This window comes from Bacillus sp. ISL-18, from assembly GCF_018613415.1.
GTDB lineage: Bacteria > Bacillota > Bacilli > Bacillales > Cytobacillaceae > Neobacillus.
On sequence record NZ_JAGGQG010000012.1, the window covers coordinates 247,937 to 262,624 of the forward strand.

Consider the following 14,688-nt stretch of genomic DNA (forward strand, 5'->3'; position numbering starts at 1 on the left):
TACGAAAAACAGGGAGAGCATGTTGTTGGATGTTCTCCCTAATTTTTAAGGTTTATTTTCTGTTTTACATCACGTCGATAATGGATGCGCGGTCAGTCAGCCTCTCTTCGGGCATTACTTATGTGACATTGGATTAAGGTTTCCGAATAAATTTGAAAAAAAAATCAGGAGGTTCTATAGACTTTTTCTAAAAATATTAGGTTATTTAATCTTTGTTCTTGGATCACTGTATTTCTTTTTTTGTGGGAGTGATTTTGCTAAAGAACCAAGAGGAAAACACTTTAGAATCATAATGATAATCAGTGTTCTGATATTTAGTTACTATTACTGGTTTCCACATAAAATAGCCTACTCCATTATCGAGCGCTATTGTTGAATAAGCAATTAGAAAAACAATAGATATATTTATTGCGCAGTACAAGGATACTACGCATTCAAACGACATATATTTGGCTAACTTTGTGAAAAAGTGTACTTCAAATAGGGTCGTGCATTTCTTCAATAATACAGTCGAAAGACGGTTCTTTATAATATAAGTAACGAAAAAAGCAGCCAAAAGGCTGCAATTTGCACAACTGAAGCTGAAGCAACATATTGAATCGATGTTTGGTCAAGTGTTTATTTTCATCAAACAAGCACTGCTTAGTTTGGCTTCTTGACCATTTATATTTAATATTGCATGTGCTAAAAATTTATGTTCAAAATCCTTATTTTATACAGCTCCAAGCTATGCCATGCTGTGCAAAGTTCGTGCAAAGTTCGTGCAAAGATTAGTTTATAACAACAGTTTGAAATAATTCCCAAAAGGCTTTATATCAATAGTTGTAGGGGCTTTTTTGGATGTGGTTTGATGCTATTTTAAGTACTTTTAATCAAGTTCGAGATGGAAGGCTCAATCGGTTAATCTTTTAAAGATACCCGTTTGCCATTGCTGGCAGACGGGTATTTTTTTATTAAATGTTCGGCAAAGGATGTGTGCGTGATACACAAGGGTTCGTTGCTATGTTCACGGAATTATTTAGAAAACGGACGGAAAAAAGTCCAAAGTCTACAGAAAAAAACGAGGATCCTGCGGTATTACACAGCAATCTCACAGAAAAAACACAAAAACGGACGGAAATAACGTCAAACGATAAAATCCTAACAAAGAAACCGAAGTCTGAATAAATCGCAAAAAACCTACGCTTATTTTGGCGGGAGAAAAAATGGTTATGCTATTATTAAATGGGGGTGACAGACAATGATCTACATTGGTGTAACCGGCTGGGGCGACCATGACAGCCTCTATCCGGATAAGATCTCCTCTAGAGATAAATTAAAAGAATATGCCGGGCACTTCCCCATTGTTGAAGTAGACTCCGCCTTTTATGCAATTCAGCCTAAACGAAATGCCGAAAAGTGGGTCCATGAAACCCCTGATAATTTTCAATTTATCGTCAAAGCCTATCAAGGGATGACCGGCCACCAACGAGGAGACATCCCGTTTGATAACATACCTAGCATGTTCCAAGCCTTTAAAGATTCCTTAGAACCGTACCTCCAAAAAAATAAATTAGCCATGGTTCTGTTTCAATTTCCGCCCTGGTTTACTTGTAAAAGAGAAAACGTCGACTATCTAAGATGGTGTAAACAAGAAATGGGGGATATCCCCTGTGCCCTGGAGTTCCGGCACCAATCTTGGTTTGCTGGCGATTACCTTCAAAGAACCCTTGAATTTATGAAAGCAGAAATATGGATTCATAGTATCTGTGACGAGCCGCAATCAGGGGAAGGATCGATTCCAACGGTTCTCGAGCCTACTACAAAAGACCAAGTACTAATAAGATTTCATGGCCGCAACGTATATGGCTGGCAAAAACGGAATGCCGATAATTGGCGGGAGGTCCGTTATCTCTATCGCTATAACCAACAAGAACTACAGGAATGGAAGACTCATATCGAAACCCTAGCAACGGAATGTAAAGATGTATATCTTTTGTTTAACAATAACTCAGGCGGTGATGCTGCCGACAATGCCAAAGAAATGATGAAACTCCTCCAGCTCACATACGAAGGGCTTGCACCGAAACAGCTGGATTTATTTAATGAACTATAATCATAATAGAAGGAGAACGCAAAAATGGAGTGGATTCTTTTAATTGTAATTGGAATAGCGGCTAGCTCACTCGGCTCCCTAATTGGTATGGGGGGAGGAATTATTGTGGTTCCTGCCTTGCTTTACTTGGCAACCCTTCCCTCCTTCCAACACTTGACACCACAAGTGGTAGTAGGCACCTCGTTGTTTACGATGATCTTTACAGGCCTCTCGTCCACATTGGCCTATATGAAACATAAAACAGTCGATTATAAAAGTGGACTCATTTTTCTGATCGGCAGCGGACCAGGAAGCATCTTGGGCGCATGGGTAACAGAAAAAATGGACTTACACTCCTTTAACATCTATTTCGGTACGTTTATTCTGTTTGTCTCGTTCGTCCTGGTAGTGAAAGACAAATTAAAGCCGCTCCCGTTCCGTAAAGATAAAGGAATTGTCCGAACATTTACTGATAATAGCGGGCGCTCGTTTGAATATGGCTACAACCCAATTCTTGGAGTCGTGATTGCTTTTATCGTCGGATTCCTTTCAGGGATTTTTGGAATCGGCGGAGGGTCACTCATGGTTCCAACGATGATTTTGCTGTTTTTCTTCCCGCCGCATGTAGCCACAGCGACATCGATGTTTATGATTTTACCGACCTCCATCCTAAGTTCGATTACCCATATCACATTAGGAAACGTGAATTGGCTATATGCATTGGCCTTGATACCGGGGGCCTGGATTGGTGCTAAGGTGGGTGTGTTTTTAAATACCAGGTTTAAGAGTAAAACAATTGTATTCATTATTAGAGCCACCCTCATCATTGTAGGAGTGCGTTTAATTTATCAAGGAATAATAGGGTAGGTAAAAATGGAAACCATACATATTTTTCATACAAATGATTTTCACAGCCACTTCGAGCATTGGCCTAGAATTCAAAACTTCTTAATGGAAAAAAAGGAGTTTTATCGCTCCAAGGAAGATGAGTTTTTTTTATTTGATATTGGTGATTTTATTGACCGCTGGCATCCCTATTCAGAAGCAACAAAAGGAAGAGGGAGCATTGAGCTGTTAAATAAACTTGGCTATACAGCGGTTACCATGGGCAATAATGAGGGTGTTAATCTCCCGCATGAGGATCTGGAGCACCTATATGATATGGCAGACTTTGATGTATTGAATGCCAACCTGTTTAATGCCAATGGAAGCTATCCTAATTGGCTCAAACCCTATAAAGTCTATACCACTAAAGCAGGAACTCGAATTGGCGTGATTGGTCTCACCGCTTATTTTCACCATCTATACACACTATTAGGCTGGGAAATCACAGAGCCGCTTGTAGAACTTAAAAAGTGGCTGGAGCCTTTAAAAAAAGAAGCTGATATCATCATCTTACTCTCCCACCTTGGTTTAAAAGAGGACGAAAGTATAGCGGCCCATTTTCCAGAGATCGATGTTATTTTAGGAGCTCATACCCATCATTTTCTTGAGCAAGGTAAAGTGGTGGGGCAAACACTGATTGGTGCCGCCGGAAAATTTGGCCACTTTGTCGGTCACATGACACTAGACATCGATGAGGAAAAGGCAATTCAAAACAAAAAAGCGATCCTTTATGAATATAAGGAACTTCCTGCACCACTAAATGAACAGGAGCAAGTCACAGCCTTTTTTGAAAAAGGAAAAGAGCTCCTGGATCAACAAGTTACCACTCTCCAGGAACCATTGCTTCATGACCCTTTTCATGAAACAAACTTTTCGAGGTTATTGTGCAAAGCCTTAAGAGATTGGTGTCAAACAGATTGTGCCATGATCAACGCAGGACTTCTCTTAGGTTCATTATCCGGGGTCGTGACGACATTTGATCTCCTTACTATTTGTCCTCATCCGATTAACCCCTGTGTCGTAGAACTGACCGGGAGGGAACTAGAAACGATTTTAATGGAGACGAATGGAGAAGAACTCGCACGCCGAGAAATAAAAGGCTTAGGTTTCAGAGGGACCGTCGTGGGGATATTCGTTTATGAAGGAATCCGATTTGAAAATGGTCGAATCTTCATCAATCATGCCTCTTTGGACTATGATAAAACCTATACCTTAGCGCTGCCAGATATGTTTACCTTTGGTCATTTTTTCAAAGAAGTTATACCGCACAAACATAAAGACTATCTTCTTCCGGAATTTTTGCGGGATTTACTAAAATGGGAGTTAGAAAAGCAACAATAGACCATAGCCTGTCACCCTTTAATCCTTCTAATCATACAGTGATAGTAAGGAAAGGGGTGAGGAACCTTTGGTTGAGCTTTCACCAATTGAAATCAATGGACATACCTTCTTGGCTGTTACGGTGTTACTCCCTAAAACCACCTTGTTAGCCGTTACGAATGATAAGGGCTATATCATGTGTGGTGCATTAGATATAGGTTTATTAAATGATAAGCTAAAAGATCGAAAAATCATTGCGGGCCGCGCTGTTGGCGTACGGACTATTGAGCAGCTTCTAAATGCCCCTTTGGAATCGGTGACATGGGAAGCCGAGGAACTTGGAATTCAAAAGGGAATGATCGGTAAAGAAGCTTTGCTTAAAATGATTTAAATGCTTGCTATTATTAGCAGGCATTTTTTTGCTTTAAAAGCAACCGCTTCCTTCTGTGTCCTTTTTTATGGGCTAGTTCCCCTTTCTTGTGCATACATTTAACAAGAAGGGGTGATTTTCTTGGCTAAGTTGACAAGACGGCTTCGAAAACGGGGGCCGCTGCCATTTCGCTATGTCCTGTTATTATCCTTTATCCTATTCTTATTCTCTACTGCCTCTGGTTTATGGCTTGTTAATAAAGGGATCGAGCCGACATTAATGAGAATTGCTACATCCGAAACTCGGAATATCGCTTCGCTTGTTATCAACAGAGCCATAACCAAACGCACCACCAATGTAGGTGATAACAATGATGTGATAAAAATAGTACCAGGCAGTAATGGAAAAGGACAAAACGCCCAATTAAATACCGATTTAATCAATCGCGTTCTGGCAGAAACGACAGCACAGATTCAAAAGAACTTAAAAACGGCTAAAAAGGGTGATATCGCTTTATTGGAAAATGATGTAGAAATTGAAACACAGAACACCGAAAAAGAGGACGGGATAGTCTGGTACATTCCATTAGGGCAGGCGACGAATATCACCTTATTAGGAAACATCGGTCCGAAAATTCCCGTGCGATTTCACGCAATCGGTGAAGTGGAACCGGATGTGCATATTGCCACAAAAGAAATGGGAATCAACAATACGTGGCTGGAGGTTTCGGTTGTTATTGAGGTTTCCGTGCAAATTATTACTCCTTTTGCTACGGAAGTAACGAAATTAAAACAAAGCATTCCGGTAGGCGGAACACTTGTTGAAGGAGAAGTACCACAATTCTATAATAGCGGCGGCAATTTAACACCTTCGATTCAGATACCGCAGAGCAAGAGCGATAGTCAGACGGAGTCAAAAAAGAAAGCTACAAACAAAACGCAAAAAAATACAGGAAACTAAGTAAGGACTGATCCTTTTCGGACAGTCCCTTTTTTCGACGTCTAGCTCCAGCGCCTAGCCCCTCGATGGTCTACAGACGCTCTGGGAATGAAGGCAAAGAGCGCCTTCCTTCCCAGAGCGTCTTATGCTTGTCGGGGCTGTTCAAGGCGCTTGCGCTTTTGTTCTTTATAGCTTTCTTGTCAACGAGATTGCTTTGCTTTACGAAGCTCGATACGTTCCAGCCGTTTCCACTGGGCTAAGTGTGGATAGGGATCGAATGACCATTCTGTAATCCCATTGTCTTTATACATTCCGTAATGTAAATGCGGCGGGAACTTTCCTGACGTACCCGGAGGACCGTATCCAGTGCTGCCTACACCGCCTATCACCATGCCTGGTTCTACTACTTGCCCTACTGTTAAGTTTTTGGCAAAACCACTAAGATGGGCGAAATAATGATAAGTGTTATTAATATCACGGATGCCGATTCTCCAGCCGCCGAACTTATTCCAGCCCTTCATCTCAACAATCCCATAGGCTGTTGCTCGGACGGGAACGCCATAACCGGCAAAAATATCGGTTCCTTCATGGATTCTTCTCCCGCCCCAGCCGCGGGCATCGCCCCAAGTACTGCGATAACTATGATTGCTGTACAAAGGAACAGGAAACACACGTTTATCTAAATCAAGACGTCCATAATGCTGGTAAATTTTAGCCTTACCCGCAATAATGCCTACTGATCGGTCGCGATGATAGTAATTCCATAATCCAATTTTTATATTATCAGGATCAACACCGTATGAAAGGAGATAATTTGCAAATGCATATAAAACATCCTCATCACTCTTTAAACTTGCTTTGCCATCTCCGTCTCCATCCACGCCCATTCCATTAAAGAACTGAATGACTGCCGGATTCTCCTCGTTCGGATTAGGGTTTGTCAAACCTGCCCACACTTCAGGACGAAAATAAATACCGATTACGCCTTCAGCTTTTGGTAAATCTCTGCGAGCTAAGCGGACGCTGCGCTCGTATTGATCAATGGCTGCTAAATAATACCAGGGAATTTGCGTAACGGTTTCCACTTTTTTATAAAGCTTCATTCTTTCCTGATAGGGATCGGTTTCTTGTGCATGAGCATCCCTGACAGACAAGGTAGAAATAAAAAGCATAAGGATGGTTCCAATCATTAGAACAGCCCGCAACAGGAATCCTCCTTCCAATTAATGTACAACTTTAGTGTGTGAACTTTTCCTTATTTCATAATGGTTAATAATTGGTAATCGGTTTGAATGCTTGTTGTTCATCCTCTAGTATGATAAAGTGACTATGAACTCAACTTGAACCATATATGTACTTTGAGGAGTGTAAAAATGAGCAAGAAAGAAGAAATTTTACGTAAGCCTGAATGGCTAAAAATAAAATTAAACACGAATGAGTCTTACACAGGCTTAAAAAAAATGATGCGGGAAAAAAACTTACATACAGTATGTGAAGAAGCTAGATGTCCAAATATTCATGAATGCTGGGCCGTAAGACGCACAGCTACCTTTATGATTCTAGGAGATACCTGTACACGTGCCTGCCGATTCTGTGCCGTAAAAACGGGTCTGCCGACAGAGCTTGATTTGCAGGAGCCGGAAAGAGTGGCTGATTCCGTACAATTAATGAATCTTAAGCATGTCGTGGTTACGGCCGTTGCTCGTGATGATTTAAAGGATGGCGGGGCAGCAGTGTTTGCGGAAACGGTACGAGCGATTCGACGTAAAAATCCATTTACAAGTATTGAGGTGCTTCCTTCCGACATGGGGGGAAAGGAAGAAAACCTTAAAGTCTTAATGGATGCGAAGCCAGATATTCTTAACCACAATATTGAGACGGTAAAACGTTTAACGCCAAGAGTACGGGCCCGTGCGAAATATGAACGATCGCTTGAATTCCTTCGCCGTGCAAAAGAGATGCAGCCCAATATTCCTACGAAATCAAGCTTAATGATTGGTCTGGGTGAAACAAAAGAAGAAATTTTAGAGGTTATGGATGATTTAAGAGCCAATGATGTTGATATCATGACGATTGGGCAATATCTGCAGCCGACAAAAAGCCATTTAAAGGTTGAAAAATACTATACTCCTGATGAATTTAAGGAATTGCAGGAAATTGCCTTCAGTAAAGGCTTTAGCCATTGTGAAGCAGGTCCGCTCGTTCGTTCCTCTTACCATGCAGATGAACAAGTAAATGCAGCCGCAAAGCATAAACAATTGCTAGGTGAAAAAGAAGAAGTAAAAGAAGCATAGAAAAGCGGAGGCGCCCGTTTAGCTGCTGGGCGCTGGAGCTGGACAACTTTCATCGTTATTTCTTCCTTAAAAAAGAGTTCAGCCAAATGATCGGCTTGAACTCTTTTTTATTATTTACTGTTATTCATGTTTGTGTTTTTGCCGCCGCCATTTGTATTTTTATCAAGGGATTTAGTGTTATTGTAGTTTTTATTATTTGCATTTGGCGTATTGTTGATATCAAAATCATCCGGTGTCCGGCCATTTTCGTCCTCACTTGCATTCAAACGCGCTCCTTGAGGAGACTTTAACATTTGCTTGATGACACTATTAACGGTACTACGGGCATGCCGGCTGGTGGAATCAAGGCTTGCAAGATTTTGTACATCACGCATTAATGTCGCATTATCGGTCACGTAGACATGATAATAACGGGGTACCACTGAAAAGGCTGTTTTTTTAACTTGGTCCGCAGTCAGATTGCGGTTTTTAGTATCTGTTCGATAAGCGATCAATACTTCCTGGTCTGTAACAAGTGTGGCCACGTCATTTACATGACGAATGTTTGCACTGTATTTACTGATTATATTAGCTAACTGTTCGCGGTCGAGAGCTGTATAATGGTCATTTGCTGTATTGTCGTTCATTAATGGGCTTTTTTGGTGACGGACAAAGCCATAGTTTGTACTGGCATTGCGAATACTGCGGCCCGCACCTTCATTATAAAGTTCATGCCGTTTATTATTGACGTTAATGGTGTTTCCGCTTTCTTCATATACGTCATTCTTTCCATTATCTTTTGAGCAGCCACTTAATGCGGTTACGGTACATAAGCCAGCGATTACGAGTAACTTTTTCAAATTTTTACACCTCCTATCCTTAGGATGACCAAAGCCAGCATTTATTTTCTTAGCAATTGATGGTGAATCGGGTATAATGGGAAGTAGGAATTTGTCGGTTAAAAATGAGGTGAACTAGATGATTGTGATCAACAATACCACATATGAAATTCTTCAGGAATATCGAGATGGATATAATGAAGAAGCCTTTAAAGCAAGGTACAGTGATATATTAGCGAGATATGACTATATTGTGGGCGATTGGGGATATGGCCAGCTTCGTCTTAAAGGTTTTTTCGATGACCAAAACCAAAAGGCTACATTTGATACCAAAATTAGTACCCTGAGTGAGTATCTTTACGAATACTGCAACTTTGGCTGTGCCTTTTTTGTATTGAAAAAAGTAAAAAAATGAGAAGGATCAGAAATCTGACCTTCTCATTTTTTTTGCAATCAAATCATGCATTCAGAATCTTCTCGAGCCTCAAACGACTCCTGTACTTCGCGTTAGACCCTGGATTCAAGCTTTAATTGTCATACGGCGGCTGTTCATCCGTATTCGGATCATCGTGGGGCGGATGGGCTCCCTCCATCTGCCTTGGGATATTCTGATGCAATGATTTATTTTCATAATTAAAATTGCTGTAATAACGTTGTCCGTCTTCCCATGGAGTACTTTTATTCTGAACGGGTTGATTTTTTCGAATTGGTGAACCATAGGGACCTTCAGGAAACTCTTGCGCCGTAAGATAATTTTGTTGTTTTTCAACATTTGATAATTCTGTATATTCTTCAGAGCCTTTGTTTGTCATGGTTTCACTCCTTTTGCTTTATTATGAGACCGGGGAGTGAAAAACATGTGTCATTCATTAGACGATTTCTGCCAAAAAGCTGCGCAATTCTTCTGCATCCTCTTCGTTTAATTGAAACGCAAACTCTAAATACCCTTCTTCCTCTAAGTCATCAGGACCAATAATAGCAAAACGATTACCTTGGATATCTAAAACCAACGATTTTCCATAGTGGCGATTTGTTTGCGTAATAGCCAAATCAAAGCGTTGGTTTTCGCCAACAAAACTGACAAATCGAGTCTTTGTATTTTCTGTATCATCGTATAAATAAAAACGTTCCTGCATTCGTTCGTCTCCTTTTGGGTTAACTATTTACCATCTCCTCTATAGTATCAAATTTGCGTTCATGTTGGGAGGACAAGTTTCATGATTTCTGTCACCCTAAAAAATCCGAATCGCTTGGTTTGTGATACAATAAGAAATGATATGATTACATAGAATAAGAACGGCGGAAGGAAGTGGACTAGGTGTATTTTGTTGATAGAGAAAAAATTGAAAGCATGCTCCAATACTTAGAAGTACAAATCCATCTATTCCGAGGTACTGAGGAATGGTCAACGCCTCTTGAAAAAGCAGCCTTGGAGCGTCTATGCCAAATGATGATTGAGTCTATTCTCGATGTAGGGAATAGCATGATCGATGGCTTTATCATGCGTGACCCCGGCAGTTATGAGGATATTATTGATATTTTAATCGATGAAAAGGTGATTAGCGGAACAACAGGGGAAAATTTAAAGCTCCTCATTCATTATCGGAAAAACCTTGTTCAGGACTATCTAGAGATTCCTCATCAGGAACTTCAGAAGCAATTTTTACAGTATCTCCATGAGTTGGAAATTTTTTCAACGAATGTCCGCGATTATTTAGTCAATGAATTAGGACCTGTTTCTGCATTTAAAAACTAACAAATGGACCGTTCATACGGTCTATTTCACTTTTAACATTCGATATACATAGGAGCGATTTTAGATGAAAAAATATAAAGGCTATTTAATTGATCTAGATGGGACAATGTATAAAGGAACAGAGCGGATTGAAGCAGCGTCTGATTTTGTAAAAAAGCTGAGGGATCACCATATTCCTTATTTATTTGTCACCAATAATTCTTCGAGGACGCCAGCTCAAGTTGCTGATAAATTAAACAGCTTTGATATCCCGGCAGACGAGCAGCTTGTCTTTACGACAAGTCAAGCGACCGCTAATTATATCGCTGAACAAAAAAAGGATGCTAGTGTTTATGTGATTGGAGAAGAGGGTCTTCAATCAGCCATTGAGGAGAAGGGATTTAAAGTTGCCGGGGAAGAGGCGGACTTTGTTGTCATCGGGATTGACCGTGAGATCAGCTATGAAAAGCTGGCCGTTGCCTGCCTGGCAGTCCGCAATGGCGCTAAATTTATCTCAACAAACGGGGATATTGCGATTCCAACTGAGAGAGGGCTGCTACCAGGGAACGGTTCGTTCACCTCGGTCATCGCCGTTTCCACCCAAACAAAGCCGACGTTTATCGGGAAGCCGGAAGCGATTATCATGGAGCAGGCCTTAAAGGTGTTAGGTACTTCTAAAGAAGAAACGCTGATGGTAGGGGATTATTATGATACCGATATTTTAGCGGGAATGAATGCCGGCATGGATACCTTGCTTGTTCATACAGGTGTCACCACAAGAGAAATGCTGACTGGATATAACCGGAAGCCGACCTATTCCATCGATACATTAGACCAATGGGAATTTTAAAAGGGATGGAAAGATCCATCCCTTTTTGTGCATCTATTCTTCCTCTTCTTCCTTATGTGCGGCACGGTGGGCCAGCCGGCTTGAAGCTGCTGCGGCAATCGCACCGACAATATCATCTAAAAAGGTATGACATTCACCAGTTGATTTATCATTTAAGTGAGCCAATATTCCAGGCTTAAGCTTATCAATGTAACCATAATTCGTAAAACCGATCGAACCATAGACATTTACGATCGAAAATGCCAGGATTTCATCGACCCCATAAAGACTTTCATCCGTGCCGATGATGGATTGAAGCGGTTCTTCCAGCATTCCTTTTTCAGCCAGTATGTCTAGCTGTATTCCAGTAAGAATCGCGTTTTGTACCTCCCGTTTGGAAAGGACACGTTCTACGTTCGAAAAACAATCTTCCATTTTTAAATTTTTGTGATATTTCTCCTGCAAAAAGAAGACCAAATCAGCAATATCTTTAATTTCGACGCCTCGCTCTTTCAACCATTTGCGTGCCGTTTCCTCAGTTAGATCCACTTTTTTGTCATCTGCCATTTCCTAATCACCTTTTCCTTGTGAAATTGGAGAACAATTGAATGTAGTTCCAGCACTTTCTATTTTCACTATATATATTTTTTTTATCCATAAATTATGCAGTTTTCCTTCAAATGGACAAACTAAAATATAATCATATCCTGCTATTATTACCCGATAAGCCCGATTAAAAAACAACAAGTTTTTAGTGACTATACATATACATAGGGTAATGAAGGTTAATGAGGCGGGGTGTAGGAATGCTTCAAAAAATGCTGGAGAATCAATATGGAATTACCGTAGAAGAATATGTAAAGCTAGATGCTTATGAGGCCTTAAGGGGAAATGGCTGGCTTTATTTGATCTCTCGTCCAGGCGGAAAGGCCGAAGAGGATATATCAGAACTAGAAAAAATTGCCGAGCATTTAAGAAATTATGGGGACCAAAATGTGCCGATATTTTTACCGTCTAAAGAAGGCAGTTTAATTACCACATGGGAAAAAAATCAATATTGCGTTCTAGCGAATCGGCAAATGGAAGAACAGCGAAAAATAAAGTTAGGACGGAAGCTGGCTAAATTCCATGAACGAGGAAGGAGAGTCCCGTTCCAAATTGAAAGGTCCAGTCGAATTGGCCAATGGAAATCGTTATGGGAGAAGCGCTTGGAGCAAATGGAAAAGGTCTGGAATGGCCTGTTGTTTCAAACTCCTGAAGATGACTTTGAACGAATGTTTATAGATTCCTTTCCTTATTATCTCGGACTAACGGAAAATGCCATTCAATACCTGGTTGATACCGAGATTGATGATGAACCGCACGAAACCGATAGTGGGACAGTTTGTCATGAGCGGTTTACAAGCAGAAGCTGGGGACCACATAACGAGTACGTGATTAAAAATCCATTTGATTGGGTCTTTGACCATCGAAGCCGCGACTTGGCTGAATGGACCAGAGAACGATACTTTCGCAACATCCAAACCTATCAGGTCGAATTGCGGAACTTTTATGAAGAATATCAGAGCATTGCCCCTTTATCGTCCTTTTCTTGGCGTTTATTATACGCTCGCTTAGTCTTTCCGCTCCACTATTTTGAATGTATTGAAAGTTACTATATCACCCGTTCAGAACAAGAAAAGAAAGTACTCGAAGAAAGGTTAAGTAAGATTTTACGGCAATCGAGTGATTACGAACGGTTTTTAGCGGAATTCTACCCTATATCCGGTGCGCCCATCAAACAATTACACCTTCCACCGCTAGATTGGCTTTATCCAAATTGAGTTGTTAATAGGGCCCATATGATAAAATGGATGGTACAATAGATGATATTACTATAGCCCAAGGATGTGACACGATTTGAAGCCCTACATTTATATTACGAGAAAGCTTCCAGATGCATTAGTGAAACCGCTGCAAGAAAAGTATACCGTTAATATGTGGACACATGATGATATTCCAGTCCCAAAAGATGTCTTAAGGGAAGAAGCAAAAAAAGCAGATGCTCTCTTTACCGTTCTAGCTGATTCTATTGATAAAAGTGTGCTGACGGCAGGGGGAAATTTAAAGGTTGTAGCAAATCTTGCGGTTGGCTTTGATAATATCGATTTAAAAACGGCCAGTGAAAAAGGGATTGCGATTTGCAACACACCCGATGTGCTTACAGATACGACCGCAGATTTAACCTTTGCGCTATTGATGGCTGCAGCCCGTAGAATTGTCGAAGCTGCAGAATACGTCAAAGCGGGAAAGTGGCAGAGCTGGAGTCCGTTTCTTTTAGCAGGTCATGACTTGCACCATAAGACGCTTGGGATTGTGGGAATGGGAAAGATTGGGGAAACGGTTGCCAAACGTGGAACTGGCTTTGATATGAATATTCTTTATTATAACCGGACGAGAAAACCGGAGGCAGAGAAGCAATTGGGTGTTACTTATACAGCTTTTGATGAACTGGTTGAAAAGTCAGATTTCATTGTCTGCCTGACACCGCTTACTCCTGAGACAAAAAATCTATTTACCCGGGAAGTTTTCCAAAAAATGAAGCCGTCTGCTATTTTTATAAATGCTTCAAGAGGTGCCGTAGTGGATGAACAGGCATTATATGAAGCCCTTAAAGCAGGAGAGATTGCTGGAGCAGGACTAGATGTGTTCCAAAAGGAACCGATTACGGCTGACCATCCATTATTACAGCTTCCTAATGTCGTTGCTCTTCCGCATATCGGCAGTTCAAGCACAGAGACAAGAACAGCAATGATTAAGTTATGTATTGAAAATATTTGCTCCATATTAGACGGAAAAGAGCCTAAAACCTTAGTAAACAAGGACTGGCGACCCTTAGTTAATCGATCATAAATAAGAAAAGCGATTGCTGGTGGCAATCGCTTTTTTGACGTATATTAAAAAACTTGCTCGACTTCAACAATGCCAGGAACTTCTTCAAGCAGAGCTCTTTCGATGCCGGCTTTTAATGTAATGGTAGAACTAGGACAGCTGCCGCAAGCACCTAAAAGGCGAAGCTTTACGATCCCTTCCTCTACATCTACTAATTCACAATCTCCACCGTCACGAAGAAGAAATGGGCGTAATTTATCTAGTACTTCTTGTACTTGTTCAAAGATTTCAGTTTCTGTTGCCATGTGATCGACTCCTTTCCTAATTATATTATAATGTGAATAGTGGTAAAAATCCATTCTCAGAAATTAGGAAAATACACATTTAAAGACAATATTTTTAGATTTTTCTTCGCTTTAGTTTAAAATAAAGGCGTGTTAATCGTGAATGTTAATTTCCGCTCCAGACGGCTTCGCTTTCCGCGGGCGTGCCGGGGAGCCTCCTCGGCGCACTTGCGCCTGTGGGGTCTCCCCTGACCCGTACTCCCGCAGGA

At 40.9% G+C, this 14,688-nt stretch carries 17 protein-coding genes; 11 read left to right on the forward strand and 6 right to left on the reverse strand.

From position 1 onward, the window contains the following. Window positions 1-1,240 precede the first annotated feature (1,240 nt). From J7E81_RS19850 to yunB, 5 genes are all read left to right on the forward strand, one after another. A complete protein-coding gene (locus J7E81_RS19850; RefSeq protein ID WP_215045179.1) occupies window positions 1,241-2,095 on the forward strand; it encodes a DUF72 domain-containing protein in 855 nt (284 codons plus the stop codon). Between the two features lie 24 nt (window positions 2,096-2,119). Next, the gene (locus tag J7E81_RS19855; RefSeq protein ID WP_215045180.1) at window positions 2,120-2,941 is read left to right on the forward strand and encodes a sulfite exporter TauE/SafE family protein; all 822 of its coding nucleotides are present in this window, start codon (window positions 2,120-2,122) and stop codon (window positions 2,939-2,941) included. Window positions 2,942-2,947: 6 nt separating this feature from the next. Beyond that, window positions 2,948-4,300, forward strand: a complete 1,353-nt coding sequence (locus J7E81_RS19860; RefSeq protein WP_215045181.1) for a bifunctional metallophosphatase/5'-nucleotidase — start codon at window positions 2,948-2,950, stop codon at window positions 4,298-4,300. Window positions 4,301-4,367: 67 nt separating this feature from the next. Beyond that, a complete protein-coding gene (locus J7E81_RS19865) occupies window positions 4,368-4,670 on the forward strand; it encodes a YunC family protein (protein ID WP_215045182.1) in 303 nt (100 codons plus the stop codon). A gap of 120 nt (window positions 4,671-4,790) precedes the next feature. After that, window positions 4,791-5,609, forward strand: coding sequence for a sporulation protein YunB (gene yunB / locus J7E81_RS19870; protein ID WP_215045183.1), 819 nt, complete (start codon window positions 4,791-4,793; stop codon window positions 5,607-5,609). Between the two features lie 179 nt (window positions 5,610-5,788). Here yunB and J7E81_RS19875 read toward each other — a convergent pair whose 3' ends face one another. Further along, a complete protein-coding gene (locus J7E81_RS19875) occupies window positions 5,789-6,760 on the reverse strand; it encodes a M23 family metallopeptidase (RefSeq protein WP_251028763.1) in 972 nt (323 codons plus the stop codon). Between the two features lie 186 nt (window positions 6,761-6,946). Here J7E81_RS19875 and lipA point away from each other — a divergent pair, with 186 nt between their 5' ends. Further along, window positions 6,947-7,882 carry a lipoyl synthase gene (gene lipA / locus J7E81_RS19880; protein ID WP_285292034.1) on the forward strand — a complete coding sequence of 312 codons (936 nt, stop codon included), beginning with the start codon at window positions 6,947-6,949 and terminating at the stop codon, window positions 7,880-7,882. 110 nt (window positions 7,883-7,992) lie between these two features. Here the strand turns inward: lipA and J7E81_RS19885 are convergent, their stop codons facing one another. After that, window positions 7,993-8,721, reverse strand: a complete 729-nt coding sequence (locus tag J7E81_RS19885) for a YhcN/YlaJ family sporulation lipoprotein (protein WP_215045185.1) — start codon at window positions 8,719-8,721, stop codon at window positions 7,993-7,995. A gap of 118 nt (window positions 8,722-8,839) precedes the next feature. On the opposite strand from J7E81_RS19885, the gene J7E81_RS19890 reads away from it, so the two are divergent. Then, window positions 8,840-9,115: a YutD family protein gene (locus tag J7E81_RS19890; protein WP_215045186.1), complete on the forward strand. Its 276-nt coding sequence runs from the start codon at window positions 8,840-8,842 to the stop codon at window positions 9,113-9,115. A gap of 112 nt (window positions 9,116-9,227) precedes the next feature. Here the strand turns inward: J7E81_RS19890 and J7E81_RS19895 are convergent, their stop codons facing one another. Continuing rightward, entirely contained in the window at window positions 9,228-9,512 is a 285-nt protein-coding gene (locus J7E81_RS19895) for a cytosolic protein (protein ID WP_215045187.1), read from the reverse strand. A gap of 57 nt (window positions 9,513-9,569) precedes the next feature. Further along, window positions 9,570-9,836 carry a DUF3055 domain-containing protein gene (locus J7E81_RS19900; RefSeq protein ID WP_215045188.1) on the reverse strand — a complete coding sequence of 89 codons (267 nt, stop codon included), beginning with the start codon at window positions 9,834-9,836 and terminating at the stop codon, window positions 9,570-9,572. 182 nt (window positions 9,837-10,018) lie between these two features. Between J7E81_RS19900 and J7E81_RS19905 the strand changes: the two genes are divergently transcribed. Both J7E81_RS19905 and J7E81_RS19910 read left to right on the forward strand, forming a co-directional pair. After that, window positions 10,019-10,456, forward strand: coding sequence for a DUF86 domain-containing protein (locus J7E81_RS19905; RefSeq protein WP_215045189.1), 438 nt, complete (start codon window positions 10,019-10,021; stop codon window positions 10,454-10,456). A gap of 64 nt (window positions 10,457-10,520) precedes the next feature. Beyond that, window positions 10,521-11,285, forward strand: coding sequence for a TIGR01457 family HAD-type hydrolase (locus J7E81_RS19910; protein WP_215045190.1), 765 nt, complete (start codon window positions 10,521-10,523; stop codon window positions 11,283-11,285). 33 nt (window positions 11,286-11,318) lie between these two features. Here J7E81_RS19910 and J7E81_RS19915 read toward each other — a convergent pair whose 3' ends face one another. After that, a complete protein-coding gene (locus tag J7E81_RS19915) occupies window positions 11,319-11,831 on the reverse strand; it encodes a phosphatidylglycerophosphatase A family protein (RefSeq protein ID WP_215045191.1) in 513 nt (170 codons plus the stop codon). Window positions 11,832-12,070: 239 nt separating this feature from the next. Here J7E81_RS19915 and yutH point away from each other — a divergent pair, with 239 nt between their 5' ends. Both yutH and J7E81_RS19925 read left to right on the forward strand, forming a co-directional pair. Then, window positions 12,071-13,087, forward strand: coding sequence for a spore coat putative kinase YutH (gene yutH / locus J7E81_RS19920; protein ID WP_215045192.1), 1,017 nt, complete (start codon window positions 12,071-12,073; stop codon window positions 13,085-13,087). 76 nt (window positions 13,088-13,163) lie between these two features. Then, on the forward strand, window positions 13,164-14,156 hold the full coding sequence (locus J7E81_RS19925; protein WP_215045193.1) for a 2-hydroxyacid dehydrogenase: 993 nt from the start codon (window positions 13,164-13,166) through the stop codon (window positions 14,154-14,156). 44 nt (window positions 14,157-14,200) lie between these two features. Here J7E81_RS19925 and J7E81_RS19930 read toward each other — a convergent pair whose 3' ends face one another. Further along, complete coding sequence (locus J7E81_RS19930; protein ID WP_215045194.1) at window positions 14,201-14,494, reverse strand: NifU family protein; 294 nt, start codon at window positions 14,492-14,494, stop codon at window positions 14,201-14,203. Window positions 14,495-14,688: the final 194 nt, after the last annotated feature.

Coding starts and splice junctions, on each gene's coding strand:
- J7E81_RS19850 (WP_215045179.1), top strand. CDS start 1,241: ATGATCTACATTGGTGTAACCGGCTGGGGCGACCATGACAGCCTCTAT.
- J7E81_RS19855 (WP_215045180.1), top strand. CDS start 2,120: ATGGAGTGGATTCTTTTAATTGTAATTGGAATAGCGGCTAGCTCACTC.
- J7E81_RS19860 (WP_215045181.1), top strand. CDS start 2,948: ATGGAAACCATACATATTTTTCATACAAATGATTTTCACAGCCACTTC.
- J7E81_RS19875 (WP_251028763.1), bottom strand. CDS start 6,760: ATGCTTTTTATTTCTACCTTGTCTGTCAGGGATGCTCATGCACAAGAA.
- J7E81_RS19890 (WP_215045186.1), top strand. CDS start 8,840: ATGATTGTGATCAACAATACCACATATGAAATTCTTCAGGAATATCGA.
- J7E81_RS19895 (WP_215045187.1), bottom strand. CDS start 9,512: ATGACAAACAAAGGCTCTGAAGAATATACAGAATTATCAAATGTTGAA.
- J7E81_RS19900 (WP_215045188.1), bottom strand. CDS start 9,836: ATGCAGGAACGTTTTTATTTATACGATGATACAGAAAATACAAAGACT.
- J7E81_RS19910 (WP_215045190.1), top strand. CDS start 10,521: ATGAAAAAATATAAAGGCTATTTAATTGATCTAGATGGGACAATGTAT.
- J7E81_RS19915 (WP_215045191.1), bottom strand. CDS start 11,831: ATGGCAGATGACAAAAAAGTGGATCTAACTGAGGAAACGGCACGCAAA.
- yutH (WP_215045192.1), top strand. CDS start 12,071: ATGCTTCAAAAAATGCTGGAGAATCAATATGGAATTACCGTAGAAGAA.
- J7E81_RS19930 (WP_215045194.1), bottom strand. CDS start 14,494: ATGGATTTTTACCACTATTCACATTATAATATAATTAGGAAAGGAGTC.